Source organism: Streptomyces rectiviolaceus (assembly GCF_039533825.1).
GTDB lineage: Bacteria > Actinomycetota > Actinomycetes > Streptomycetales > Streptomycetaceae > Streptomyces > Streptomyces rectiviolaceus.
The window spans coordinates 383-26348 of sequence record NZ_BAAAUG010000060.1 but is presented as its reverse complement, the minus strand read 5'-3'; the positions used below and the strand labels follow the sequence as shown (position 1 = coordinate 26348).

Sequence of the window (25966 nt, the reverse complement as noted above, 5' to 3'; positions counted from 1 at the left end):
AGTTGACGTCTCATCAGGGACAAATATCTGAACGCCCGTCCCACCCCGTTGCTATAAAGGCCCCGTGACTGCCGAAGCCCTGCGCCCCGCCGCCCGCCCGGTGACCCTGGAGGACGTGGCCCGCACGGCGGGGGTCTCGCGCGCCACCGTCTCCCGGGTCGTCAACGGCGCGCCCACCGTCGACCCGGTGCTGCGCCGCAAGGTGGAGGAGGCCGTCGAGGCCACCGGCTACGTCCCCAACCAGGCCGCCCGCTCCCTGGTGACCCAACGGACCGACTCCATCGCCCTGGTGGTGTCCGAGCAGGAGCGGCGGCCGGTCGCGGCCCCCTTAGTCGGCCGGATGTTCACCGACCCCCACTTCGGGCGAGTGGTCGGCGGGCTCCTGGACGTGCTGCGCCCGGCCGGGGTCCAGATGGTCCTGATGCTGGTGGACGACGACACCTCGCGCCGGCAGTTCCTCTCGTACCTGCGCCAGGGCCACGTGGACGGCACGGTGCTCGTCTCCTCGCACGCCTCCGATCCGCTGCCCCGGCTGCTCGCGGAGACCGGCCTGCCCGCCGTGCTCGCCGGACGCCCGGCTCGGACGGTCCCGTTGCCGTATGTGGAGGTGGACCAGCGGGCGGGCGCGCGGATGGCGGTCGACCGTCTCGTCTCCGAGGGTCGCCGCAGGATCGGCACGATCGCGGGACCGCAGGACATGCCGGCCGCCCAGGAGCGCCTCGAAGGCTTCCGTGACGCCTTGGCCGCGCACGGCATCACCGACGCCCCGTGGGCGGAGGCGGACTTCACCCGGGCGGGCGGCGCCGAGGCGACGCGGCGGCTCCTGTCCGAACACCCGGACCTGGACGGCGTGTTCGTCGCGTCGGACCTGATGGCGCAGGGTGCGCTGCAGACCCTCCTGAGGGCGGGCAGGCGGCTGCCGCAGGACGTGGCGGTGGTCGGCTTCGACGACAGCGAGGCCGCCGGGGCCTGCGAGCCCGCGCTGACCACCGTCCGGCAGCCGGTGGAGGAGATGGCCGCCGAGATGGCCCGCCTGCTGCTGGGAAGGATCAAGCGGCCGGAGGGCTCGCCGCTGTCGATGGTGTTCCGCCCGACACTGGTCGAGCGGGCCTCCGCATGACCGGTGCGCATGACCGGTGAGGACGGCCCTCGGGCTCCGCTCAGGACAGCAGCGCCACCAGCGTGACCATGGTCCCGGCCTCGCAGACCGCGACGTCGAAGTGGTCCGTGAGGGCCTGGGCCAGCCACAGGCCGCGGCCGTTCTCGGCCTCGTCGGCATCGTCGGCATCGGGCAGTGCGGCCGACTCGCACGGCTTCGGCCGGGTCAGCCCCGGACCGCTGTCCGCGATCACGCACCGCAGCCCCGCGTCCGTGTGCGCGAGATGGATGCGGCCCTTGCCGCCGCCGTGCACGACGGCGTTGCTCGCGACCTCGTGCACGGCGAGCACGAAGTCGCTGAGCCGGGGTTCGCAGAGGCCCGCGTCCTCGGCGCGCCGGGTGACCTGGAGGCGCAGGCGCGCCAAGTCGGACATGGTGAAGGGGAGTTCGAGGAGGGTCGGTCTGCCCGGCACCGGGGCGAGGGCATCGTCGATGTGCTCCCGGTGGAGAGCCGGGTCACCGCCGTTGTCGTCGTTGCCGATGCCGCGGTTGAGGATCACTTCGCGGATCACCCTTCGCCCAGGACGAGTTGAGGCACTTCGGCGGCTCCGCAGAGCCGTATCACTTTGTCCTGCTCGGGTCGGCAGTGGACCGTGAGGAGGTGGTCGCAGGGGAGCCTGCCCGCGAGCCGCACCAGCGTCGACGCGCCGTGTACGTCCATGAAGCACAGCTCGGACAGGTCGAGCATGCGGGGGCGGTCGGGCCCCGCTAAGGCGTGCGCGAGCGCCGAGTCGAACTCCTCGCGCGTAGCGAGGTCGATGTCCCCGGCGATCCGCAGCTCGGTGCCGGTCCGGGCGACGTCCAGCGCGCCGAGGTGCCGCAGGGCCCGTTTGGGGTGCGCGAGGCGGATCCGGTCCAGGAGGCCGTCGTCGAACTTCCGCCGGTCGTACTCGCAGATGGCGGTGAACCCGATCTCCGCGAAGAGCGGCGAGAGCCCGGACTCGTACTCGACCAGGAGATCGTGGTCGATGCCGGGTTCGGCGGCCCAGCCCATGTCGCCGACCACCCGGATCCCGGAGAAGCCGTCGTGGCGGGCCTTGTCGGTCAACTCCACCCAGGTCTGGGCCCGTTCGGCCGGGTCGAAACCGGTGTCCGGGTCGTAGCCGGGGACTTCGTTGACCACGACAAGGCGTCCGTCCATGAGTGCGGGGCCCAGCGGGAAGCCGCTGGAGCTCAGATGCTCGGCCGCGAGGGCGGGGGTGGTCGCCCGGTCGGTGAAGAACACCACCAATTCGCCGCGCGACAGGCCGATGTCGGCGTACGCGGCACGGAGTTCCCAGCGGGTTTCGTCGTCGTCGAATCCGAGGCAGGCGTGGTCCCCGGAGTTCATACGGGTGACGGAGACCGTCCTGGTCACAGAACTGGAATCCATGGGGCAGACCTTAGGGTCCGCGCGAGGTGCCAAGGCCGTGGTGATCATTGTTGACTGAAGACGTTCCAATCGCTCGACAACTCGATAATTCGTTGCGCGGTGCGATCGTCGGAGGCGATGATCCGCGCATGGTTCCGACTCCTCCCGACGGGCGCGCCGGTATCGACGCGGCCCTGGTGAAACGTCTGGTGGCCGCGCAGTTCCCGCGGTGGAGCGACCTGCCCGTCAGACCGGTGGAGGTCGACGGCTGGGACAACCGGACGTACCGCATCGGCGACGCCCTGACGGCGCGGCTGCCCACCGCCGCCGGCTATGTCCCGGCGGTGGCCAAGGAGAACGAGTGGCTCCCCCGGCTCGCGCCGTCCCTGCCGTTCGCCGTCCCGCCGATTCTGGGCGAGGGCGCCCCGGGCGAGGGGTACCCCTTCCCGTGGTCCGTCCGCGGGTGGCTCGACGGCGAGACGGCGGCTCGCGAACGCATCGACGACATGGCGCAGTTCGCGGCCTCCGTGGCCGAGTTCATCCGCGCCCTCCAGCGCTGCGACACCACCGGGGGTCCGCTCGCGGGCGAGCACAGCTGGTACCGAGGGGCGTCACCGGCGTACTACGACGAGGAGACCCGGCGGTGCCTGGCCGCACTCGATGGCCGCGTCGACACGGACAGGGCGGCGGCCGTCTGGGAGGCCGCTCTCGCCGCCGAGTGGCGTGGGGCGCCCGTGTGGTTCCACGGCGACATCGCATCCGGCAATCTCCTTGTCGCCGACGGCAAGCTCACCGCCGTCATCGACTTCGGCACGTCCGGCGTCGGCGATCCGGCCTGCGACCTGGTGATCGCGTGGGGGATGTTCTCGGGTGAGAGCCGGGAGGCGTTCCGGCGCGCGGTCGGTCAGGACGAGGGCACCTGGGCGCGCGCCCGCGGCTGGCTGCTGTGGAAGTGCCTGCTGACCCTGAGCGGGCACATCGACACCGATCCGGAGCGGGCGGCCTTCGACCGGCGCCTGATCGCCGAGGTCCTGGACGACCACGAGCGCTTCGGCTGACGCCGCGCGCGCAGCCCTCACGCCTCAGCGGCCCGCACCTGTCAGGTGGGCACGACCGTCGCCTCCGTCGCCTTCACGCTGGTCCACACCGATGTCCCGTCGGTGAGGCCGAGTTCGGCGGCGGCCTGCGGGGTGATCTCGGCGACGAGGTCCGGGGCCTGGGGCGAGGTGATCAGGAGGCGCAGGCGGCTGCCGCTGGTGGTGATCTCGCGGATGGTGCCCGGCCAGACGTTGCGCGGACTGCCGGTGGGCTTGTCGCGGTGCACGGAGACCGCCTCCGGGGCGATGATCGCCAGGGCCTCTGTGCCCGGCGGCAGCGGGTCGGCGATCACGAGGGTCCCCCCGCCGGGCAGGGCGAGGCCCTCGGGCCCCGCGGTGCCGGGCCAGGCGTTGCGGCCCAGCATCCTGGCCACCCACGGGGAGCGCGGGTGCCGGGTCACCTCGGCGGGCGCCTCGTCCTGGAGGGCGAGCCCCTGGTCGAGTACGAGAACCCGGTCGGCGAGGGACACCGCCTCGACGGGGTCGTGCGTGACGATCAGGCAGACGCCGCCGAAGGTGGCGAGGTGCGTACGCAGGGTGTGCCGCACATGGGCCCGGGTCGTCTGGTCCAGCGCGGCGAGCGGTTCGTCGAGCAGGAGCAGCCGGGGGCGGGCCGCCAACGCCCTTGCCAGCGCCACTCGTTGGGCCTGACCGCCGGACACCTGCGCCGGTCTGCGGTGCGCGAGGTGGCCGACGCCGAGCCGGTCGAGCCACTCCTGCGCGCGCCGCCGGGCCTCGCCGCGCGGTACACCCGTCGCGCGCGGCCCGTACGCCGTGTTGGCGAGGGCGCTCATGTGCGGGAACAGGGCGCCGTCCTGCGGGACCCAGGCGACGTGCCGGCGGTGCGGCGGAAGCCCGGTGACGTCCGTGTCCCCGAGGCGGAGCTCGGCGTGGGCGCGCGGGGTGAGGCCGAGGAGCGCGCGCAGCAGTGTGGTCTTGCCCGCGCCGTTGGGTCCGACCACGGCGATGGTGGTGCCAGGTTCGGCGTCCAGGGTGAGCCGGTTGAAGCCGCTGACCTCGGCGTGCAGGGGCCAGAGCTCCGAGGGGGGCGGCGCGGGCTCGGCCGCGGCGGGGTCGGGGAGCACGGGTGCGGCCCCCTCGTCCGGCAGCCGTTCAGGTCGCCCCTGGCGCCGGTTGCCCGGAGCGCTCATCCAGCGGCCGCGCAGCGCGACGAGCACCGCCATGGCGATGGCGAGCAGCAGCAGCGACACGGACGTCGCGGCCTCGGGGGAGTCCTGGAGCAGCAGGTACACCTGCAGGGGCAGGGTCTGGGTGGTGCCGGGGAGATTGCCGGCGAAGGTGATGGTCGCGCCGAACTCGCCCAGGGCCCGCGCCCAGGTCAGGGCCGCTCCGGCGATGAGCCCGGGCGCGACCATGGGCAGCGTGACGGTACAGAACACCCGTACCGGCGAGGCCCCCAGGGAGGCGGCGGTCTCCTCGTAACGGGGGCGGAGCCCGCCGAGCGCGCCCTCGAGGCTGATGACGAGGAACGGCATCGCGACGAAGGTCGCGGCGATCACCGCGCCGGATGTCTGGAACGGCAGGGTGATCCCGAACGTGTCCTCGAGCCACGGGCCGAGCAGCCCGCGCCGCCCGAAGGCGAGGAGCAGGGCGACGCCGCCCACGGTGGGCGGAAGGACCATCGGGAGCAGGACGAGGGAACGTACGACCGCCTTGCCGGGAAAGTCGACACGGGCAAGCAGCCAGGCGAGCGGCACCCCGAGCAGCAGAGAGAGCCCAAGGGCCCAGAAGGAGACGATCAGCGAGAGCTTCAGCGCCTCGGTGGTGCCTTCGGTCGTCAGATGGGCCCCGAGCTCACCCCATTCGGTGCGGACGAGGATCCCGAGCAGCGGCAGCATCAGGAACGCGATGGCGAGCAGCGCGGGGATCGCCAGGGCGATCGGGGTGCGGGGGCCACTGGTGCGGCCGCGCGGGCTTTTCATCGTGGTCCCTGGGGTGCGTTCGGGGTGGTGTCGCGAGGTGAGGGGGCGTACGGGATGTTCCGGGGGACGGCCCGGAACACCCCGACCGGGGAGGCGGTCGGCCCCCTCACCTCGGCCTTTGTGAACCGACGGGCGACGGGACGTGGCTACGGCTTCTCGAAGCCCGCGTCCTGAAGGATCTTCTGCGCGGCGGGCGTGGACAGCCACTTCACGAACGCCGCCGCGGCCTCCGCGTGCTTCGACGTCTTCAGTGTGGCCGCGGGGTACTCGGCTATCGCGTTCTGACCGTCGGGGATCTTGACCGCGTCGACCTTCCCGGTGGCGGTGGCGGCGTCGGTCTTGTAGACGAGTCCTGCGTCCGCCTCGCCCAGTTCGACCTTGCTCAGGACCGCGCGGACGTTGGGCTCCTGCGAGACCGGCTGCACGTCGATCTTCTGGTCGTCCAGGATCTGCTTGCTGTAGCGGCCGACCGGCACCTCGGACGCGGCGAGGACGACCTTGAGCTTGCTGTCGGAGAGGTCCTTCAGCTCGGCGACCTTCTTCGGGTTGCCCTCGCCGACCGCGATGACCAGGCGGTTTTTGGCGATGACGGACGCCGTCCCGGTGTCGGACCGCAGACCGTCCATGGTCTTGGTGTCGGCGGTGACCAGCGCGTCGGCCGGGGCGCCCTGGTTGACCTGGGAGGCCAGCTCCTGGGAACCGGCGAAGGAGAAGTTGACCTTCGTCCCCGGGTGCTCCTTCTCGTACGCGGCACCGGCGGTCTCGAAGACATCGGTGAGCGAGGAGGCGGCGAGCACCGTCAGGTCGGCCTTCGGAGCGGCGGCGCCCGCGGCGGTCTTGCCGCTGCCGTCGTTCTTGTCGTTGTTGTCGTCGTCCTTGCCGCACGCGGCGAGCGGGACGAGCAGGGCGGCCGTCAGCACGGCGGCCGCGGTGCGGCGCCGGGCGGGGGTGAGAGCGAGGGACATGAGCGTGGAACTCCTTGGGAGCGAGGCCGGCGGCGCGGTCCGGCCCGTGGTTGCGGACCCTGGGGTGCGGACCAGGGGTCAGGTGCGGTCGACGTGCACGCTGGTGGACTTCACGCGGGCGGTTGCCTGCATGCCGACCTCCAGGCCGAGCTCCTCCACGGCCTCCCGGGTCAGGAGCGAGACGAGCCGGTGCGGACCTGCCTGGATCTCGACCTGGGCCGCGACGTCGCCGAGCTTCACCGCGGTGACGATGCCCGGAAAGGCGTTGCGGGCGGAGGTGTAGGGGACGTCGTCCTCGCCGTTGCCCCCCTGCGCCTGCCCCTGTGCCTGCCCCTGCGCGACCTCGACGGAGAACGCGGCGAGATCGCGGCCGTCGATGAGCCGACGGCCGCCTTCGTCCCGGTGGGTGGTGACCCGTCCGGCGTCCGCCCAGCGACGAGCGGTATCGGGGCTGACGCCGAGCAGACGCGCCGCCTGTCCGATCGTGTAGGACTGCATGCGCGCCACGATAAGCCGCCTCACCTCGCATCTACAACACGTATAGGTGATTGTCCATGGCAGATGCCACCTCGCTTGGAGGAAAGGTCAAGAGGCGTCATCGCCTCCGCCGGATCCGGTCTTCTTCACGTGCGGCACCTGCTCCAGGGCGATGCCGAAGTGGCTGGCGTACGCGTCGAGCACCTCGGTGTCCGTGGCCAGCTCGGCGGTGTGGCGCTCGCCTGCCGTCGTCGTGGTGAGGGTGCGCCCGCTGAGGGTGATCCGCCCGGTCACGGTGAGCAGCGAGCAGACCAGCGACTGCGTGAAGTGGGACCGGGGCGAGGTGCGGTGCCACCAGGCGCCGGACGTGAAGTCGCCCAGGGCGCGCGGGCGCAGGTCGACCACGTACTGCGCCGTGCCGTCCCTGCTGACGGCCAGGTCGCCTTCGGGGGTCTCGGCGATGCGGAAGGTGCCACCGGGGTCCGGCTGGTCGCCGCGTTCGCCGAAGACCAGCGGGTAGTGGCTGTGGGTGCCGAAGCCGATGTCGGCGAGCAGGTCGCCCCCGTCGCTGGTGCGTACGCGCAACGCCAGGTGGTCGTAGGGGATACCGGGTTGCCCGGAGGCGTCGTACACACGCGCCTGCAACAGGGTGACCTCGAAGCCGAGGGCGGTGAGCAGTGCGGCGAAGGCACCGTTGAGTTCGTAGCAGAAGCCGCCGCGGTGGGCGCCGACGACCTTCGCGACCAAGGAGTCCTCGGTGAGCTCGATGTCCTCGTCGAGGTGGATGGAGAGGTTCTCGAAGGGGACGGCGAGCAGGTGCGCGAGGTGCAGGTCGTGCAGGGCCCGCGTGGTGGCGGCGGCGGGGCGCTCGGCGCCGATGCGGCGCAGGTAGGCATCCGTCTGATCAAAATCCATGGGCAGATTCTTGCGCGTCGCGCATCATGGGCCTCCCGCCGCGTCGCCGCCGATGCGGAGTTGTGGCGGCCGCTGCCTCCTGCACCGAAGGAACCATGACAGCCGAACCCGCTCCTTTCCGGACCTCTGTCTCCGACGACGTCCTGAACGACCTGCGTACGCGCCTGAAGCGCACCCTCTTCACCCAGCCGTCCGACTCCACGTACTGGGCGGCGGGCGTCGACCCCGGCTATCTGCGCGGACTCGTCGCCCACTGGGCGGACGGCTTCGACTGGCGCGCCGCCGAGGCCAGGCTCAACGCCTTTCCCCAGTACGTCGCCGAAGTCGCCGGACGGCGCGTGCACTTCGTCCATCTGCGGGGCCGCCGCCCCGAAGGCGCCGCCGCGCCGCTGCCGCTGGTCCTGAGCCACGGCTGGCCGAGCAGCTTCGTGGAGATGCTGCGGGTCGCCGGGCGCCTGGCGGACCCGGCCGCGCACGGCGGCGACCCGGCCGACGCCTTCGACGTGGTGATCCCCTCGCTGCCCGGCTTCGTCCACTCCGAGCTGCCGCGCGAGCCGTTCACGCGCAGGGGCGTCGCCGAGATCTGGCACGAGCTGATGACCGAAACCCTGGGCTACGAGCGCTTCGGGGCCTTCGGCGGGGACATCGGGGGCGGTGTGACGCAGTGGCTCGGCGCCCTCTACCCGCGGGACGTGGCCGGGGTGCACCTCACCTCCGCGGTGATCACGGAACGGTTCGAGGCGGAGCCGCCGACTCCCGAAGAGCGGTCGTACCTCGACGCGCTGGCCGCCTACGACGTGGGTGACCAGGGCTACAGCGAGATCATGTGCACCCGCCCCGACACGATCGCCGCGGCCCTGATGGACTCCCCGGCCGGGCTCGTCGCCTGGATCGCCGACAAGTACCGCGACTGGAGCGACTGCGGCGGCGATCTGGAGGCCCGCTGGGACAAGGACACCCTGCTCACGGTCGCGACCCTGTACTGGGCCACCGGCAGCATCGGCTCGTCCTTCCGGCAGTACTACGACTACCCCCGGAACAAGCCGGTGCCGCCCGTCACCGTCCCCGGCGCCATCACCCTCAGCCATGAACCGGCGTTCGCGAATTACCCCAGGAGCCTGGCCGAGCGCACCTTCACCGACCTGCGCCACTGGAGCACCCCGAAGCGGGGCGGGCACTTCATGGCGCACGAGGAGCCGGAGCAGGTGGCCCAGGAGCTGCGGACGTTCTTCCGGCCGCTGAGGGGCTGATCCAGCCACCGAGGGACTGATCCAGCGAGGACTTTTGCTTAGGTTAGGCTAAGCTAAGTTGATGTTGTCGTGTGCTGGACCAGGAAGGCGGGGAACGATGCGGGTCCTCTTCGTGTGCGGATGAGCGTGACCACGGGGGTGCTCGCGGCGCCCTGCGTCGAACGCGTCGCCGCCCGCGTCGCCGAAACCTCCGAAGCCTCCGAAGCCGAACGGGCCGTCGTCCTGGACGAGTTCTGGGCGGATGTCGCGCGCCGCGGCACCCCCCTGGTCGAGGCCATCGACGGCGATCCGGACCACTGCGCGGCGACGTTCCTGTGGCGTGGCCACCGCGCCACCCGGCAGGTCCTGCTGCTCGCCGAGGGCATCGCGGACCAGGCCGACCTCGCCGCCTCACGGCTGAGCCCGCTGCCCGGGACGGACATCTGGCACCTCACCTACCGGCTGCGCGCCGACCACCGCGGCTCGTACCGCATGGCCGCCGACATCTCGCCCGGCGAACCGCCCGTATCCCCCGCCCTCCTCCGGCGACGGCTGCTCTCCCTGTCCGCGTACGCCGCACCCGACCCGCTCAACCCCCGCCGGATGCCCGGCCGTTGGCCCGACCGCGACTCCTCCGTCTTCGAGCTTCCGCAGGCGCCCGCGCGGGCGTGGGCCGAGCGGCGTGCCGGGGTGCCACGGGGGCGGGTCGAGCGGCACCGGCTGCCCAAGGGGGTGCTCGGCGCCGAGCGGGACGTGTGGGCGTATCTGCCGCCGGGCGGTCAGGCGGCGGAGCTGCCGGTGCTCGCGCTGTGCGACGGCGACATGTGGTTCGGGCGGCTCGCCTTCCAGGACACGCTGGACGCTCTCATCGCCGACGGCTCCCTGCCGCCGCTCGCCGTCCTCGCCCCGGACGCCGTCGACAGGGCCACGCGCCGCAGGGAACTGGACGCGCACGAGCGTCATGTGAGTTTCCTCGCCGATGAACTGCTGCCGTGGGCGGCCGGCCGCTGGCCGCTGACCACCGACCCCGCGCGCACGCTCGTCGCGGGTCAGGGCCTCGGCGGACTGGCCTCCCTGTACGCGGGTTTCCTGCGGCCGGACCGGTTCGGCAACGTCTTGGCCCAGTCCGCGCCCGTCTCCCGCCTCGGCGTCGGCGCGTCCCGGCCCGTCACCGTGCGCCTGGACGTCGGAGTGCGTGAGGGCGAAATTCTTGATCACCATCGCGATCTGTACGAGAACCTGCGCTCGCGCGGCTGCCCGGTGACCCTCGGCGAGTACAACGGCGGTCATGACTGGGCCTGTTGGCGCGGCTGCCTGACCGAAGGGCTTGTGGCGCTCCTGGGACACTGACCCGCCGGCCCTGGCACACTGGTCCGCCCGCCCCGTGTCGCTGTTGGGCCGAACGGGTGAGGTCGCGTAAGAATGAGCCAGTGCAGATATCGAGTACGAGCCAGGACGGGGTGGAGCGTTGAACAGCCACGACGTCACCGATGAACAGTGGGAAGGGCTCGCCCAGGTCGTACCACTGCGCAGCCGCAACGAATGGCCGTCCTGGCCCGGACACCGCGCGATGCCCGACGCGGAGACCGAGGCGCGGCGGCGTTTTGTGGTGATGCGGGTGAACATCTTCGCGGACGCCCGCGAGGTCGCCGAGACCGTGATGGCGCAGATTCCGGTGCTGCTCGACCTGACCGGGGCCGAGACGGAAGTCGCCAAGCGTGTCCTGGACTTCAGCAGCGGCGTGGTCCTCGGCCTCGGCTGCGGGATGCACCGGGTCGACAAGAACGTCTTCCTGCTCGCGCCGCCCGGCACCGAGGTGCAGGGGCTCGTCGAGGCGGCCCAGTCGTAGGAAGTCCAGGCGCGTAGACGCCGGGGCGCAGCGCCGGAGCCGCTCCCCAGGAATCCCTCATTCGTAGGAAGGTCACTTGGGCGGAACGGTTCACCAGATCCGTCGCCGCCTACCGTCCGGACATGACTGTGCACCTCCCGGGGTCGGTCGCCGAGCCGCCGCCGGGTCCGGACCGGAGCCGCGTCACCGAACTGCGGCTCTCGGCGTTCGCCTCGCACCGGGGCGCCGTGTTCCCGCTCGGTCCGCTGACCCTCGTCGCGGGGCCGAGCGGGAGCGGCAAGTCCACCGCGCTCGCCGCGTGCGAAGCGCTGGCGCGGCTCGGGGCGGGCGAGGAACTCTTCGACGTCTTCGCCGATCCCGTGGCCTGTGTGCCCGATCGCGCACGGGGTGACGAACAGCGGCGGCGTGGTTTCCGCATCGGATGCACGGTCGACGGTCCTGTCGGAGCGGTGCGGCTCGACGTCGCCGTACAGGCCGAGCCCGAACTGCGTGTCGTCGGCGAGCGGCTGACCTGGGGCGGGCTCACCCTGCTCGAGACGGCGCTGCGTGATCCGGGGCGGCGCGCGGTGCAGGCGGCCTGGCACACGGCGGGCATGACGCCGGTGACGCGCGGCCCCCTGCCGGACGACCGGCTCGGCACGGCGCTGCTCCCGCTGCGTGTCGCGGGAAAGACCGCGGGACAGCGCCTGGTGCTCGCGGCGGCCGAACAGGTCGTGGTCGCGCTGCGCTCGGTGTTCCCCTGCGCTCCCCGGCCCGGACTCATGCGGCTGCCCGTGCCCCCTGGACTGATCGGCGCAGGGCGCCTGTTGAGCGGCTGCGACAATCTTGCCGAGGTTCTTCTCCGTACGAAGGAGGAGTGCGGCAACCGTCATGCGCGGCTGGTGGCTGCGGTGCGGGAGGGGTGCGCGGGGCCGGTCGCCGATGTGTTCGCGGAGGTCGCCGACGACGGGTCGGTCCAGGCGTTCATCGACCGGGGCGGCGGGGTCAGGTCACCCGTCGGGCGGCTCGGGGACGGCGAGTTGAGGTTTCTGGCGCTCGTCCTGGTGCTGCTCACCGGACCCGGGGTGCTGGAGGTGGACCCGGTGGCCGAGGTGCCGTCGGCGTACCAGAACCTCACCGTGCTCGCCGACGGGCTCGACCACTTCCTGGACCAGCGGCAGAAGCGCGCACTCGCCGAACTGGCGGCGCGCACCTGTGAGCGCGGGCACATCCGTCTCGTCGGGACGGTGAGTGACGCGTCGTGGGCCGCTGAAGTGGGCGGGGCCGCGGTGGTAGACCTGAGCCGTGACTGAACTTGATGTAGCGGGACTGCAGCAGCGGCTGGCCGACTTCGCGGCGAAGCGGGACTGGGAGCAGTACCACACGCCCAAGAACCTGGCCGCGGCGCTCAGTGTGGAGGCGTCCGAACTGGTCGAGATCTTCCAGTGGTTGACGCCCGACGAGTCGGCACGGGTGATGGACGACCCGGACTCGGCGCACCGGGTGACGGACGAGGTCGCCGACGTGCTCGCCTATCTGCTGCAGTTCTGCGAGGTGCTCGGCATCGACGCGCTTGCGGCGCTCGCCGCGAAGATCGACCGGAACGAACGGCGCTTCCCGCCGACGTGAGTTCAGGGACCCCCAGTTCAGGGAGCCCCAGTTCAGAGATCCGTCACTCTCCGGAGTGGACACGTTGTCCACAGTCGATAGCTTGTCCACAGATTTCCGGGTTGCTCTGGCTTTTCGCCTCGCTGACACTCACTCTGGGTAGTGGGCAAGGGAGTTCGGGCGAACGTGCGGCGGTTGCGCGCGGGATGGATGGGGGAGCGCATGGAGGCGATGCGGCTCATCGAGGCGAGCAGGCACGCCTTGGCGCGGAGCAAGGAGGCGTCGGACATCGTGGCCGAGGGGTGGCAGTCCCAGGCCCTCGCGCAGGCGATCGGCAGTCGGCTCGCGATAGCGGGGCCGCCGGAACTGCGGGGCGAGGCGCTCGGCCTGAGCGAAGTCGGCGGCCGGGGGTGTGGGGTTCTCGACGCCCCGGGCCTCGGGACGGAGGGCGTGCGGGCGGCGCGGCTGACGGGCATCGGCCAGGCGCAGGAGGTGCTGCAGGGGCTCGACGAACTGCTCGGCGAGGTGGGCATCGCGCTGGTCGGCGTGGCCATGGGCGCACACGACGAGGGGGCGTACTGGCAGTGCATGGAAGCGATCGACGCCGCCGACGAGTCGAGGGACCGGGTGCTCGAGATGCTGCGCAGGCTCGCGGTGCGCGAACAGAGCCTGCCCGAGCCCGACTCGGCGGCGGGGCCGTCATGAGCCGGCGACGTGACGGGGGCCGCGGACGGCCGGGTGGCACGGGCGCCGGGGGAGTGCCGGTGCCGTCAGGAGCGGGTGGGCTCGTCGCCGACGGGGGGACGAGGGGCGGGGGGCGGGGTGTCGTCGGCCGGCGTGGACTGCTGCAGATCCGCGTCGAGCTGGGTCAGATCCGCGTTGAGCGCGGCCATCAGCTCCTCCATCTGCTGGAGCAGGCCCTTGGGTGGGCCCTGCTGCTCGGGCACGGACGGTTCGCGCGCGGCCTCCTGCTCGGGTACGGCTTCCTTGGACATGACGGCCTCCTCGGCCCTCGCCCTCCCGGTCGTGGAGGGCAGCTGATGCAAGCGACGCACCAGCAGCGGCCGCCGGCGCGGGTGCCGGGCGGTCCGGCTCCGCCCGAGCCAACGATCACCGGCGGCGGCGGGTCACTGGGGCGGGGCCGCACCGGATGCCGGGTTGACGGAATTTCACCCGGCCGGGGCCGCGCGGGGCGGGCGGGACCGGTGGAGTTGACGGGAGTGCGATCGCGATCGGCGTCGACTCCACCGGGGGCGGCCGTGTTGGCGTCAGGTCAGCTGCGGCATGACCTGCGAGGAGATCAGCTCCAGGTGGTCCAGGTCGTCCAGGTCGAGGATCTGGAGGTACATACGCTGCGAGCCGACGGCCTGGTAAGCGGCGATCCGCTCGACGACCTCCGCCGGAGAACCGGCGAGCCCGTTCGCCTTCAGGTCCTCCACCTCGCGCCCGATCGCGTCGGCGCGGCGCTTCACCTCCGCGTCCGTCTTGCCGACGCAGGCCACCAGGGCGTTGGAGTAGGTGAGGTCATCGGCCTTGCGGCCGTGCTCGTCGGCTGCGGCGCGCACGCGCTTGAACTGCTGCTCGGTATCGGAAAGAGAGGCAAAGGGGATGTTGAACTCGCTCGCGTAGCGGGCCGCGAGGGCGGGCGTCCGCTTGGCGCCGTGTCCGCCGATGAGGACAGGCACCTTGGGCTGCGCGGGCTTGGGGAGGGCGGGGGAATCGGAGAGTTGGTAGTAGGTGCCGTCGAAGGTGAAGTGCTCGCCGACCGGGGTCTCCCACAGGCCCGTGACAATGGCGAGTTGCTCCTCCAGGCGTCCGAACTTCTCCTTCGGGAAGGGAATTCCGTACGCGGAGTGCTCAGCCTCGTACCACCCCGAGCCGAGGCCGAGTTCGATGCGGCCGCCCGACATCTGGTCGACCTGGGCGACCTGGATCGCGAGCACACCGGGCAGTCGGAACGTACCTGCGGTCATCAGGGTGCCGAGCCGGATCCGCCGGGTCTCACGCGCAAGTCCCGCGAGGGTGATCCAGGCGTCCGTGGGGCCGGGCAGACCGTCGGAGGAGCCCATCACGAGGTAGTGGTCGGAGCGGAAAAAGGCGCTGTAGCCGAGGTCCTCGGTGGCCTTGGCGACGCGGAGGAGCGTCTCGTAGGTCGCACCCTGCTGCGGTTCAGTGAAGATTCGAAGGTCCATGCAGCCATCTTGCCCGGATGCCGGATCCAGTTTCAGTCCCGCACAGGCCGTGTTGCCACCGCCGGCAAACGGGAGGCGACAGGGCGCTCGACCGCTCGGCACGCGGGTGTGGAGGCTAGGATTCGGCACCGGCTGTCCGGGCGAGGGGCCCGGAGATGGTGTTGGGGTTGAGGTTGAGATGGTCGCTGGCAGGGTTGTCCGGTTCGACGGCGCGCGGGGTTACGGATTCATCGCCCCGGAGCACGGTGGGGAAGACGTGTTCCTGCACGCCAACGATCTGCTGATTCCGGAGCCTTTGGTGTACTCGGGGGCGCGGGTCGAGTTCGAGATCGAGGAGGGCGAGCGCGGACCCAAGGCGTCGTCCGTCCGCCTTCCCCAGGGGGCGCAAGCGCCTACGGCACCGCCGTTCGTGGCCCGGGCCCAGGTGCCCCCGTCGATCCAGGCGTCCGCCGCGGGGTTCGACGACGGTGAGGAGCCCACCTGCGATGTGCTCAGCGTCGCGGAGTACTCGTTCGAGGTGACGGAGCTGCTGCTCGGCGCGGCTCCGTGGATGACCGGTGAGCAGATCACGCAGCTCCGCGAACAGCTGGTGCAGCACGGCAAGAGCCACGGCTGGGCGGAGGGCTGAGGGGATCGAAAACCCCTGAGTGTGTCAGTGATGTTCGCTGTACGGTCTAGAGGCGCGCTGGAGCCGCAACCGTAAGTTTCCGCAGTTCAGATTGCGTTTCGAGGCATACCCGTGTTCCTGACGATCAGTACCTCCGGTACCCCTGAGAGCCCCGCGACCGACCTCGGTTTCCTGCTGCACAAGCACCCCGAGAAGGCGCAGGCGTTCTCCACCTCTTACGGCACCGCGCACGTCCTCTACCCCGAGGCGTCCGTGGAGCGTTGCACCGCCGCGCTGCTGCTTGAGGTGGATCCCGTGGCGCTGGTGAAGCGGGGGAAGGGCAAGGGGCGCGGCGGGGCACCGGATGCGGCGCTCGCCCAGTACGTGAACGACCGGCCCTACGCTGCTTCGTCGCTGCTCGCCGTGGCGCTGAGCGCGGTGTTCTCCAGCGCGATGCGCGGGGTGTGCAACGCGAGGCCCGAGCGGGTGGGGCAGCCGCTTCCGCTGCGGATCGAGGTGCCCGCGCTGCCCGCGCGCGGCGGCGCCGATCTGGTGCGTGGGCTGTTCGAGCCGCTGGGCTGGACGGCCACGGTGACGCGGATTCCGTTGGACGAGCAGTTCCCGGAGTGGGGCGACTCGCGGTACGTGCATCTCGTACTGGACGTGCCGGACGGGAAGTTGACCCTGGGCGAGGCGCTTCGGCACCTCTATGTCCTGCTCCCCGTGCTCGACGACGCCAAGCACTACTGGGTCTCGGCGGACGAGGTCGACAAGCTGCTGCGTGCCGGTGAGGGCTGGCTCGCGGACCACCCGGAGCAGAAGCTGATCACCAGCCGCTATCTGGCGCGGCGCTGGTCGCTGACCCAGGAGGCGATGCAGCGGCTCGAACTGGTGCGGCTCGCCGACGCGGACGACACGGATGTCGACGATATCGACAATGCGGTCGATGCGGTCGACGAGGAGAGCGACACAGAGGAAAAGTCCGTGCCGCTCGCCGTGTTGCGGCGTGAGGCGATCCTCGCGGCGCTGACCGGCGCCGGGGCCGGGCGGGTGCTCGACCTCGGGTGCGGGCAGGGCCAGTTGGTGCAGGCGCTGCTCAAGGACACGCGGTTCACCGAGATCGCCGGTGTCGATGTGTCGATGCGGGCGCTGACCATCGCCTCGCGGCGGCTGAAGCTGGACCGCATGGGCGAGCGGCAGGCCGAGCGCGTCAAGCTCTTCCAGGGCTCGCTCGCGTACACCGACAAGCGGCTCAAGGGGTACGACGCCGCCGTGCTCAGCGAGGTCATCGAGCACCTCGACGAGGAGCGGCTGCCCGCCCTGGAGTACGCGGTGTTCGGCTCCGCGCGGCCGCGCACCGTGCTCGTGACGACGCCGAACGTCGAGTACAACGTCCGCTGGGAGACGCTCCCCGCCGGGCACGTCCGGCACGGCGACCACCGGTTCGAGTGGACGCGCGAGGAGTTCCGGGGCTGGGCCCGCCAGGTGGCCGAACGGCACGGCTATGGCGTGGAGTTCATACCGGTGGGAGACGACGACCCCGAGGTGGGGCCGCCGACCCAGATGGCCGTGTTCACGCAGGCCGACAAGAGCGACAAGAACGACGCGAACCTCAAGACCACGAAGGAGGTGCAGGCAGCATGACGCAGGAAACCGGCACCAGTACCGAAGCCATACGCGCGGGCCGGGTGCTGCCCATCACCGACCTCTCCCTCGTCGTCCTCGTCGGCGCCACGGGATCCGGCAAGTCCACCTTCGGCCGCAAGCACTTCAAGCCCACCGAGGTGCTCTCCAGCGACTTCTGCCGCGGCCTCGTCGCCGACGACGAGAACGACCAGGGCGCGAGCCGCGACGCCTTCGACGTGCTGCACTACATCGCGGGCAAGCGTCTCGCCGCCGGCCGGCGCACCGTCGTCGACGCCACGAACGTACAGAGCGAGAGCCGCAAGCAGTTGATCGCGCTGGCCAGGGAGCACGACGTGCTGCCCATCGCCATCGTCCTGGACGTGCCCGAGGAGGTCTGCGCCGCGCGCAACGCCGAGCGCGCCGACCGGGCCGGCATGCCCCGCCGCGTCATCCAGCGCCACCAGCGCGAACTGCGCCGCTCCCTGAAGCACTTGGAGCGCGAGGGGTTCAGGAAGGTCCACGTCCTCAAGGGCGTGGAGGAGGTCGACAACGCCACCATCGTCACCGAGAAGCGCTACAACGACCTCTCGCACCTCACAGGCCCCTTCGACATCATCGGCGACATCCACGGCTGCGCCGCCGAGCTGGACACCCTGCTCGGCAAGCTCGGTTACGCCGACGGCGCGCACCCAGAAGGGCGTACGGCCGTCTTCGTGGGCGACCTCGTCGACCGCGGCCCGGACTCCCCGGGCGTACTGCGCCGCGTGATGTCGATGGTCGGCGACGGCAACGCCCTGTGCGTACCGGGCAATCACGAGAACAAGCTCGGCCGCTACCTCAAGGGCCGCAAGGTCCAGCACACCCACGGACTCGCCGAGACCGTCGAGCAGCTGGACGCGGAGAGCGAGGAATTCCGCGCGAGCGTGCGGGAGTTCGTGGACGGCCTCGTCTCGCACTACGTCCTGGACGGCGGCAAGCTCGTCGTCTGTCACGCGGGCCTGCCCGAGAAGTACCACGGGCGTACGTCGGGCCGGGTGCGCTCGCACGCGCTCTACGGCGACACGACCGGCGAGACCGACGAGTTCGGCCTGCCCGTGCGCTACCCGTGGGCGGAGGACTACCGCGGCAGCGCCGCCGTGGTCTACGGCCACACCCCCGTGCCCACCGCGACCTGGCTGAACAACACCATCTGCCTGGACACCGGCGCCGTGTTCGGCGGCAGGCTCACCGCGCTGCGCTGGCCGGAGCGCGAGCTCGTCGACGTACCGGCGGAGCAGGTCTGGTACGAACCGGCCAGGCCGCTCCGCACGGAGGCCCCCGGCGGTCACGACGGGCGGCCGCTCGACCTGAACGACGTGCACGGCCGCCGCGCCGTGGAGACCGGGCACGCGGGACGTGTCGCCGTGCGCGAGGAGAACGCGGCGGCTGCCCTTGAGGTCATGAGCCGTTTCGCCGTCGACCCGCGGCTGCTTCCGTACCTCCCGCCGACGATGGCGCCGACCGCGACATCGCAGCGCGAGGGCTACCTGGAGCACCCGGCCGAGGCCTTCGCGTCGTACGCCCAGGACGGTGTCGCCCGGGTCGTGTGCGAGGAGAAGCACATGGGCTCGCGCGCCGTGGCCCTGGTGTGCCGCGACGCGGACGTGGCCCGCGAGCGCTTCGGCGTGGACGGCCCGACCGGCTCGCTCTGCACCCGCACGGGGCGCCCCTTCTTCGGCGAGGCCGAGGTCACCGAGGAGATACTCGGCCGCCTGCGCAACGCCGTCACCGAGGCGGGCCTCTGGCAGGAGTTGGACACGGACTGGCTGCTGCTCGACGCGGAGTTGATGCCCTGGTCGCTGAAGGCGTCCGGCCTGCTCCGCACGCAGTACGCGGCCGTGGGCGCCGCGTCCGCAGCCGTCTTCCCCGGCGCGATAGCCGCCCTGGAAGCGGCGACGGCACGCGGCGTGGACACCGGAGCACTCCTGGCCAAGCAGCGCGAACGAGCCGTGGACGCCGCCGCGTTCACGGACGCCTACCGACGCTACTGCTGGCCGACCGACGGCCTGGAGGGCGTGCGTCTGGCGCCGTTCCAGATCCTGGCGGTCCAGGGCCGCAGCCTCGCCGCGCTCCCGCACGACGAACAGCTCGCCCTGATCGACCGCATGGTGGAGCACGACGGCACCGGCCTGCTGCAGACCACCCGGCGTCTCTATGTCGACACCGGCGACGAGGCATCGGTCCAGGCAGGCGTCGACTGGTGGCTGGAGATGACCAACCGGGGCGGCGAGGGCATGGTCGTCAAGCCGGTCGAGGCGCTGGTCAGGGACGGGAAGGGCCGGATCGTGCAGCCCGGCATCAAGTGCCGGGGCCGCGAGTACCTCCGGATCATCTACGGCCCGGAGTACACACGGCCCGACCACCTCGACAAGCTGCGCGGCCGCTTCCTCGGTCACAAGCGCTCGCTCGCGATCCGGGAGTACGCGCTCGGCCTTGAGGCCCTGGACCGCCTCGCGGCGGGTGAGCCGCTGTGGCGGGTCCACGAGGCGGTGTTCGCGGTGCTTGCCCTGGAGTCGGAGCCGGTGGATCCGCGGCTTTAGGCGACAGCGGGCGCCATTCGGCCAACAGCGGGCGTCGGCCGTCCGGCAGGGGAAAGATGGACCCCATGGGATTCCATGTCGACTCCGAGGCCGGGCGGCTGCGCCGCGTGATCCTGCACCGCCCTGATCTGGAGCTCAAGCGGCTCACCCCGACCAACAAGGACGCGTTGCTCTTCGACGACGTCCTGTGGGTCCGCAGGGCACGCCAGGAACACGACGGGTTCGCCGACGTGCTGCGCGACCGCGGGGTGGCCGTTCACCTCTTCGGCGACCTCCTGACCGAGGCCATGGACGTGCCCGGCGCGCGCCTCCTCGTCCTGGACCGGGTCTTCGACGAGAAGGAGTACGGGCCGCTTGCGACGGACCATCTGCGGGCCGCGTTCGAGACGCTGCCCTCCGCCGAGCTGGCCGAGGCGCTGATCGGCGGGATGACGAAGCGGGAGTTCCTGGAGCGCCACCCGGAGCCGACGTCCGTGCGCTTCCACTGCATGGACCTGGACGACTTCCTGCTCGGCCCGCTGCCCAACCACCTCTTCACGCGCGACACATCGGCCTGGATATACGACGGCGTCTCCATCAACGCGATGCGCTGGCCCGCGCGGCAGCGCGAGACCGTGCACTTCGAGGCGATCTACCAGCACCACCCGCTCTTCCGGGCCGAGGAATTCCACATGTGGTCCCAGGGGCAGTCGGACTACCCCTCCACCATCGAGGGCGGCGACGTCCTGGTGATCGGCCGGGGCGCGGTCCTCATCGGCATGAGCGAGCGCACCACGCCGCAGGCCGTCGAGATGCTCGCGCACAAGCTGTTCGCCGCGGGCTCCGCGCAGACGATCGTTGCCCTGGACATGCCGAAGAGGCGCGCGTTCATGCATCTCGACACGGTGATGACGATGGTCGACGCCGACACCTTCACGCAGTACGCGGGCCTCGGCATGCTCCGTTCGTACACCATCGAGCCGGGCGTCGACGGGCGGGAGCTGAAGGTCACCGACCATCCGCCCGAGCACATGCACCGGGCCATCGCGGCTGCTCTCGGCCTGAGCGGGATCCGGGTCCTCACGGCCACCCAGGACGTCCACGCGGCCGAGCGCGAGCAGTGGGACGACGGCTGCAACGTACTCGCGGTCGAGCCGGGCGTCGTCGTGGCGTACGAGCGGAACTCGACGACGAACACGCATCTGCGCAAGGAGGGCATCGAGGTGATCGAGATCCGGGGGAGCGAGCTGGGGCGCGGCAGGGGCGGGCCGCGGTGCATGAGCTGTCCGGTGCAGCGGGATCCCGTCGACTGAGCCGGTGCGGGGCGGGTGCGGGGTCGGTGCGGGGGTGCGACCCTACAGGTCTCTGTATATAAATGTGGAGCGTCGTATAGACTTCCAGTAGCCCTGTCCCCGTACGCGTACCCCTGGAGCGCCATCATGGCCATCGACCTCACCGGCCGCCACTTCCTCAAGGAGCTGGACTTCACCGCCGAGGAGTTCCGCGGCCTGATCGAGCTGGCCGCCGAGCTGAAGGCGGCCAAGAAGGCGGGGACCGAGACGCGGCGGTTGATCGGCAAGAACATCGCGCTGATCTTCGAGAAGTCCTCCACGCGCACGCGCTGCTCCTTCGAGGTCGCGGCGGCCGACCAGGGGGCGTCGACGACGTACATCGACCCGGCCGGATCCCACATCGGCTCCAAGGAGTCCACGAAGGACACCGCTCGGGTGCTCGGCCGGATGTTCGACGCCATCGAGTTCCGCGGTGACGCCCAGTCGACGGTCGAGGAGCTCGGCGCCCACGCGGGCGTGCCCGTCTACAACGGCCTGACCGACGACTGGCACCCCACCCAGATGCTCGCCGACGTGCTCACGATGACCGAGCACAGCACGAAACCCCTCACCGAGATCGCCTTCGCGTACCTCGGTGACGCCCGTTTCAACATGGGCAACTCGTACCTGATCACGGCCGCGCTGCTCGGCATGGACGTACGCATCGTCGCGCCGAAGGCCTACTGGCCCGCCAAGGAGATCGTCGCCCGGGCCCGCGAGCTCGCGGAGACCAGCGGTGCACGGATCACGTTCAGCGAGGACATCGCCGGGGGCGTCGCGGGCGCCGACTTCGTCGTGACCGACGTCTGGGTCTCCATGGGTGAGCCCAAGGAGGTCTGGGACGAGCGCATAACGGCGCTCGCGCCGTACGCCGTGACGATGGACGTCCTGCGCGCGACGGGCAACGCCGACGTGAAGTTCCTGCACTGCCTCCCGGCCTTCCACGACCTGGGCACGAAGGTCGGCCGTGAGATCCACGCCCGGCACGGTCTAAGCTCTCTCGAGGTCACCGACGAGGTCTTCGAGTCGGCGCACTCCGTCGTCTTCGACGAGGCGGAGAACCGGCTCCACACGATCAAGGCGATCCTCGTCGCCACGCTCGCCTGAACGCATCACCAGCACGCTCACACTGGTGGGGCCGGGGAACACCTTCCCCCGGCCCCGCTTCTTTGCGGCCCCACCCCCGCCGCCCAAGCACCACCGAAATGAGAACCACCGCATGCGCTCGACCGGTCCGGCAGGACTCCGCATCAAGTCCCCCGAACTCCTTGTCGCCGAATCGGGCGCCGACCTCGAGGGCCACGGCCTGAAGCGCACCATGGGCCTGTTCCAGCTCGTGTGCTTCGGCGTCGGCGCGATCGTCGGCACCGGCATCTTCGTCGGCCTCTCCGACAGCGTCGCCGAGGCGGGCCCCGCCGTCGCCGTCTCGTACTTCCTGGCCGCGGTCACCTGCATCTTCACCGCCTTCTCGTTCGCCGAGCTCGGCGGGGCGATCCCGGTGTCCGGCAGCTCGTACTCCTTCGCGTACGCCTCGCTCGGCGAGCGCGCCGCGTTCCTCGTCGGGTGGTGCCTGCTCCTGGAGTACGGCGTCTCCGTCTCCGCCGTGGCGGTCGGCTGGAGCCAGTACCTGAACGAGCTGCTCGAAAGCCTCACCGGCTGGCACCTGCCCGACGCGCTCTCCGCGGGGCCCGGCGAGGGCGGCGTCGTGAACCTGCCCGCCGTGGTCGTGATCCTGCTTGCCGCGGTGCTGCTCGTGCGCGGCATCCGCGAGAGCGCGCGGGCGACGGCCGCCATGGCCATCCTCAAGATCGGGATCCTGCTGTTCTTCCTGGCGATCGCGTTCACCGCGTTCAAGGCAGGCAACCTCACCCCCTTCGCGGGCGCCGGAGCCTCCGGCATCACCGCGGGCGCCTCGCTCGCCTTCTTCTCCTTCATCGGCTTCGACGCGATCACCACGGCGGGCGAAGAGGTCAAGAACCCCCGGCGCAACATCCCGATAGCCATCCTGATCTGCATCGGCGTCGCCACACTGCTGTACGTGGCGGTCGCCATCGGGGCCATCGGCGCGCTCGGCGCGGACGCGGTCGCCGACAAGCCCGCCGCGCTCTCGCTGGTCGTCGACCAGGTCACCGACTCGTCGGTCGGCGGCGGCATCATCGCCTTCGGCGCGGTCGTGGCCATCGCGTCCGTCGTGCTCGCCGTGATGTACGGGCAGACCCGCATCCTGATGTCGATGTCCCGCGACGGGCTCATCCCGCGCGTCTTCGAGCGCGTCTCGCCCAAGACCGCGACGCCGGTCGCCAACACCTGGATCGTTGCGGCCGTCTTCGCCGTCCCGGCCGCCTTCTCGTCGCTCGACGTGGTGGTCAACCTGACCACGATCGGCACGCTGGCGATCATGGTCGCGGTGAATGTGGCGGTGCTCGCGCTGCGCCGCTCGGCCCCGGGGCTCAGGCGCACCTTCCGGGTGCCGCTGTACCCCGTCAGCCCGATCCTGGGCGTGGGCTTCTGCCTCTATCTGATCTGGGGCACGGGCTGGACGACATGGGTGCAGTTCGCGGTGTTCCTCGGCGTGGGCACTCTCGTCTACACGTTCTACGGCCGCAGCAGGTCCCGGATGAACTCCGCCTCCTGACCTGTCGATTGCCTGCTCATCGCCGGACTTGCCCAGTACGCTTGGCCGACAGAGCGCGGGGGCGAGGGGGCAGCGGTGATCGAACTCTCCGAAGTAGTGGGCGAGTTGAGGCGTGAGCTGGACGAGGCGATGAGGGCGGGCGCCGGAGAGCGACTGCGCTTCGAGCTGGGCCCGGTGGAGGTGGAGGCCGCCTTCACCATGGAGCGGTCGGGCGGCGCGGGCGCCAAGGTCCGCTTCTGGGTGGTCGACGCGAGTACCGAGGGGAAAGTGGCCAGGAGCGACACGCACCGGATCACCCTGACCCTGCACCCGAAGATCGACGGACAGCCCGGACGGCCGGAGATATCGGGGCGGGAAGCGGACGGCGAGCGCTGACCGGGGCGGGGGAGCCGTGCGGACGTATGGCCTGGACATCGGGCGGGCCGCCGAGATCATCGTGACGCCGGGCCACGGCGAGAAGCGCCGTGGCTCCGGCTATCTCGTGCGCGACGGCCTCGTGCTCACGGCCGAGCACGTCGTGCGCGACGCCGCGCGCGTGGAGGTGCGCTTCGACGCCGACCGTCCCGGCGAGCGGACCCACCGGGCAGAGGTCGTCTGGTCGCACGCGGGCGTCGACGGCGCGCTCCTGTCCGTGCCGCAGGAGAAGGCGGAGGGTCCGGTCGCCCTGGGGCGGGTGGCTGAGCGTGACGCCGTCCTGCGGTGCACGACACTGGGCTTCCCTCGGTTCAAGCTGCGCGCCGACACGGGCGGCGGCGCCACCGCCTACCGCGACACCCGGCACGCGGAGGGCTCCGCGCCGGTGCTCTCCAACCGGCGCGAGGGCACGCTCGAACTGCACGTGCCACCGCCCGATCGCGACCCGGAACCGCAGCGCTCGCCCTGGGAGGGCATGTCCGGAGCGCCCGTCCTCAGCGGCGGCCGGCTGATCGGCATCGTCGGCAGACACCACCGCTCGGACGGCATCGGCACCCTCGCCGTGCTGCGGATCGACCGCTGGCACGCGTGCTTGTCCCAGGCCGAACTCGGCGTCGTACAGGCCGAGTTGGACCTCATGATCGGCCCCGACGACCTGCCCGACGTCATACCTGCCGACCGCGGCGAGGTGGCCCAGGTGGCCCAACTGCGGCAGGTGCGGGACATCGCGCCGCCCGAACTGGTCGGCCGCGAGCGGGAGATCGAGGAACTCGTCACCTTCTGCGCGGGCGACGAGCCCTACCAGTGGTGGCAGGCACTGCCCTGGAGCGGCAAGACGGCGCTCGCGTCGACGTTCGTCCTGAATCCGCCTGCCGGTGTCCGCCCGGTGTCCTTCTTCGTCACGGCGCGCTGGGCCGAGCAAGCCGACAGCGACGCGTTCACCGACGGTCTGATCGCCCAACTGGCGCCGCTCGCCGGCATCGAGGCCACCCCGGTCGGGCGGGACGCCCTGCGCAGGCTGCTGCTCGACCGGGCCGCCGAGCGCCTCGCGGAGCAGGGCGAGACGCTGCTCCTCGTCGTCGACGGCCTGGACGAGGACCGTGCCGCCGGGCCCGACAGTGCACGGCCGAGCATCGCGGCCCTGCTGCCGCCCCGCCCGCCTGCCAACGTCCGCGTCCTGGTCACCAGCCGCCCGCACCCCGGAGTGCCGCTTGACGTGCCGGCCGATCACCCCCTGCGGCACTGCACCCGGCGGCAGTTGGCCAGGAACGACTTCGCTCGGCACATCCAGGACGAGGCCAAGCGCGAACTGCACGAGGCGCTCCGCGGCGACCAGACCCAGGTGGATCTGCTCGGACTGCTCACCGCGGCCCAGGGCGGACTCACCGCCCGGGACCTCGTGGAGCTGACGGGCATGATGCCGTTCCAGCTGGAGTCCCGGCTCGCCAGTGTGCTCGGCCGCAGCCTGCGCACCCGTACCCGCTGGGACCTGAACGAGGAGAAGGGGTTTCTGTTCGCGCACGAGACGCTGCGCGAACAGGCCGGGGAGGCGCTTGGCCCCGGCATCGCGCAGTACCGCGCCCGCATCCACGCCTGGGCCGACGGGTACCGCGATCGGGGCTGGCCCGAGGGCACCCCCGGCTATCTGCTGCACACGTACGGACGGCTGCTCGCGGGCGTGGGCGACCCGGACCGATATCTGGCCACCATCACCGACCCGCGCCGCCAGGCCCGGCTGCTCGCCGTCACCGGCAGCGACGCCGTCGCCCAGGCGGAGATCGCGGCGGCCCGCAGGCAGTTGGCCAGGTCGCCCCGGGGCGACCTGGGGATCGTCGGAGAACTTGCGCTGGTCGCCGATGAGTTGCTGCACAGGAATGCCGGTCTTCCCGTCGGCCTGCCCGCCGTCTGGGCGGCGCTCGGGCTGAGCGCGCAGGCGGAGGGGATCGCCAGGACGCTGCTCGATCCGTGGGACCGGGCGCGGGCGATGGCACGGATGGCGGCGGGCGTCGCAGCGGCCGACCCGCGGCTCGCC

24 protein-coding genes are annotated in these 25966 nt (G+C 71.4%); 16 read left to right on the top strand and 8 right to left on the bottom strand.

The genetic code is table 11. From position 1 onward, the window contains the following. Positions 1 to 64: 64 nt before the first annotated feature. Positions 65 to 1120 (top strand): LacI family DNA-binding transcriptional regulator, encoded by a 1056-nt coding sequence (locus ABD378_RS18030; RefSeq protein ID WP_344521953.1) that lies wholly within the window; start codon positions 65 to 67, stop codon positions 1118 to 1120. A gap of 40 nt (positions 1121 to 1160) precedes the next feature. On the opposite strand, the gene ABD378_RS18025 is transcribed toward ABD378_RS18030, so the two are convergent. Further along, the gene (locus ABD378_RS18025) at positions 1161 to 1658 is read right to left on the bottom strand and encodes an ATP-binding protein (protein ID WP_344521952.1); all 498 of its coding nucleotides are present in this window, start codon (positions 1656 to 1658) and stop codon (positions 1161 to 1163) included. A gap of 8 nt (positions 1659 to 1666) precedes the next feature. After that, complete coding sequence (locus tag ABD378_RS18020; protein ID WP_344521951.1) at positions 1667 to 2530, bottom strand: MEDS domain-containing protein; 864 nt, start codon at positions 2528 to 2530, stop codon at positions 1667 to 1669. A 128-nt stretch (positions 2531 to 2658) separates the two neighbouring features. On the opposite strand from ABD378_RS18020, the gene ABD378_RS18015 reads away from it, so the two are divergent. Beyond that, positions 2659 to 3567, top strand: coding sequence for an aminoglycoside phosphotransferase family protein (locus ABD378_RS18015; RefSeq protein WP_344521950.1), 909 nt, complete (start codon positions 2659 to 2661; stop codon positions 3565 to 3567). A 41-nt stretch (positions 3568 to 3608) separates the two neighbouring features. Here ABD378_RS18015 and ABD378_RS18010 read toward each other — a convergent pair whose 3' ends face one another. The 4 genes from ABD378_RS18010 to ABD378_RS17995 all read right to left on the bottom strand — a co-directional run bounded on the left by ABD378_RS18010 (position 3609) and on the right by ABD378_RS17995 (position 7906). Next, complete coding sequence (locus tag ABD378_RS18010) at positions 3609 to 5549, bottom strand: ABC transporter permease (protein WP_344521949.1); 1941 nt, start codon at positions 5547 to 5549, stop codon at positions 3609 to 3611. Between the two features lie 146 nt (positions 5550 to 5695). Next, positions 5696 to 6514 (bottom strand): molybdate ABC transporter substrate-binding protein, encoded by an 819-nt coding sequence (gene modA, locus ABD378_RS18005; RefSeq protein ID WP_344521948.1) that lies wholly within the window; start codon positions 6512 to 6514, stop codon positions 5696 to 5698. Between the two features lie 78 nt (positions 6515 to 6592). After that, complete coding sequence (locus ABD378_RS18000; protein ID WP_344521947.1) at positions 6593 to 7012, bottom strand: TOBE domain-containing protein; 420 nt, start codon at positions 7010 to 7012, stop codon at positions 6593 to 6595. An 87-nt stretch (positions 7013 to 7099) separates the two neighbouring features. Continuing rightward, a complete protein-coding gene (locus ABD378_RS17995) occupies positions 7100 to 7906 on the bottom strand; it encodes an arylamine N-acetyltransferase family protein (protein ID WP_344521946.1) in 807 nt (268 codons plus the stop codon). Between the two features lie 95 nt (positions 7907 to 8001). On the opposite strand from ABD378_RS17995, the gene ABD378_RS17990 reads away from it, so the two are divergent. The 6 genes from ABD378_RS17990 (at position 8002) to ABD378_RS17965 (ending at position 13276) form a co-directional block, all read left to right on the top strand. Beyond that, a complete protein-coding gene (locus tag ABD378_RS17990; protein WP_344521945.1) occupies positions 8002 to 9156 on the top strand; it encodes an epoxide hydrolase family protein in 1155 nt (384 codons plus the stop codon). Positions 9157 to 9276: 120 nt separating this feature from the next. Continuing rightward, positions 9277 to 10485, top strand: a complete 1209-nt coding sequence (fes, locus tag ABD378_RS17985) for an enterochelin esterase (protein WP_344521944.1) — start codon at positions 9277 to 9279, stop codon at positions 10483 to 10485. A gap of 118 nt (positions 10486 to 10603) precedes the next feature. Beyond that, positions 10604 to 10984, top strand: a complete 381-nt coding sequence (locus ABD378_RS17980; RefSeq protein WP_249587197.1) for a cell division protein SepF — start codon at positions 10604 to 10606, stop codon at positions 10982 to 10984. A 122-nt stretch (positions 10985 to 11106) separates the two neighbouring features. Continuing rightward, entirely contained in the window at positions 11107 to 12276 is a 1170-nt protein-coding gene (locus ABD378_RS17975) for an AAA family ATPase (RefSeq protein WP_344521943.1), read from the top strand. Continuing rightward, complete coding sequence (locus tag ABD378_RS17970) at positions 12269 to 12592, top strand: nucleotide pyrophosphohydrolase (protein ID WP_344521942.1); 324 nt, start codon at positions 12269 to 12271, stop codon at positions 12590 to 12592. The genes ABD378_RS17975 and ABD378_RS17970 overlap by 8 nt, the downstream gene beginning before the upstream one ends. Positions 12593 to 12793: 201 nt before the next feature. Then, positions 12794 to 13276 (top strand): DUF6099 family protein, encoded by a 483-nt coding sequence (locus ABD378_RS17965; protein WP_344521990.1) that lies wholly within the window; start codon positions 12794 to 12796, stop codon positions 13274 to 13276. A 65-nt stretch (positions 13277 to 13341) separates the two neighbouring features. Here the strand turns inward: ABD378_RS17965 and ABD378_RS17960 are convergent, their stop codons facing one another. Together ABD378_RS17960 and ABD378_RS17955 are read right to left on the bottom strand one after the other, a co-directional pair. After that, positions 13342 to 13566 (bottom strand): hypothetical protein, encoded by a 225-nt coding sequence (locus ABD378_RS17960; protein WP_344521941.1) that lies wholly within the window; start codon positions 13564 to 13566, stop codon positions 13342 to 13344. 273 nt (positions 13567 to 13839) lie between these two features. Continuing rightward, the gene (locus ABD378_RS17955; protein ID WP_344521940.1) at positions 13840 to 14763 is read right to left on the bottom strand and encodes an LLM class F420-dependent oxidoreductase; all 924 of its coding nucleotides are present in this window, start codon (positions 14761 to 14763) and stop codon (positions 13840 to 13842) included. 178 nt (positions 14764 to 14941) lie between these two features. Between ABD378_RS17955 and ABD378_RS17950 the strand changes: the two genes are divergently transcribed. The 8 genes from ABD378_RS17950 to ABD378_RS17915 form a co-directional block, all read left to right on the top strand. Next, entirely contained in the window at positions 14942 to 15391 is a 450-nt protein-coding gene (locus ABD378_RS17950) for a cold-shock protein (protein ID WP_344521939.1), read from the top strand. Between the two features lie 111 nt (positions 15392 to 15502). Beyond that, complete coding sequence (locus tag ABD378_RS17945; RefSeq protein ID WP_344521938.1) at positions 15503 to 17014, top strand: 3' terminal RNA ribose 2'-O-methyltransferase Hen1; 1512 nt, start codon at positions 15503 to 15505, stop codon at positions 17012 to 17014. Further along, entirely contained in the window at positions 17011 to 19575 is a 2565-nt protein-coding gene (locus ABD378_RS17940) for a polynucleotide kinase-phosphatase (protein ID WP_344521937.1), read from the top strand. Before ABD378_RS17945 ends, ABD378_RS17940 begins: the two co-directional genes overlap by 4 nt. Positions 19576 to 19640: 65 nt before the next feature. Then, the gene (locus tag ABD378_RS17935) at positions 19641 to 20867 is read left to right on the top strand and encodes an arginine deiminase (protein WP_344521936.1); all 1227 of its coding nucleotides are present in this window, start codon (positions 19641 to 19643) and stop codon (positions 20865 to 20867) included. 126 nt (positions 20868 to 20993) lie between these two features. Continuing rightward, on the top strand, positions 20994 to 21992 hold the full coding sequence (gene argF / locus ABD378_RS17930; RefSeq protein WP_344521935.1) for an ornithine carbamoyltransferase: 999 nt from the start codon (positions 20994 to 20996) through the stop codon (positions 21990 to 21992). Between the two features lie 112 nt (positions 21993 to 22104). After that, positions 22105 to 23520: an amino acid permease gene (locus tag ABD378_RS17925; RefSeq protein ID WP_344521934.1), complete on the top strand. Its 1416-nt coding sequence runs from the start codon at positions 22105 to 22107 to the stop codon at positions 23518 to 23520. 75 nt (positions 23521 to 23595) lie between these two features. Continuing rightward, the gene (locus tag ABD378_RS17920) at positions 23596 to 23895 is read left to right on the top strand and encodes a trypco2 family protein (RefSeq protein WP_344521933.1); all 300 of its coding nucleotides are present in this window, start codon (positions 23596 to 23598) and stop codon (positions 23893 to 23895) included. 16 nt (positions 23896 to 23911) lie between these two features. Continuing rightward, positions 23912 to 25966 (top strand): trypsin-like peptidase domain-containing protein (locus ABD378_RS17915; protein WP_344521932.1); only part of this gene is annotated, 2055 nt, incomplete at its 3' end.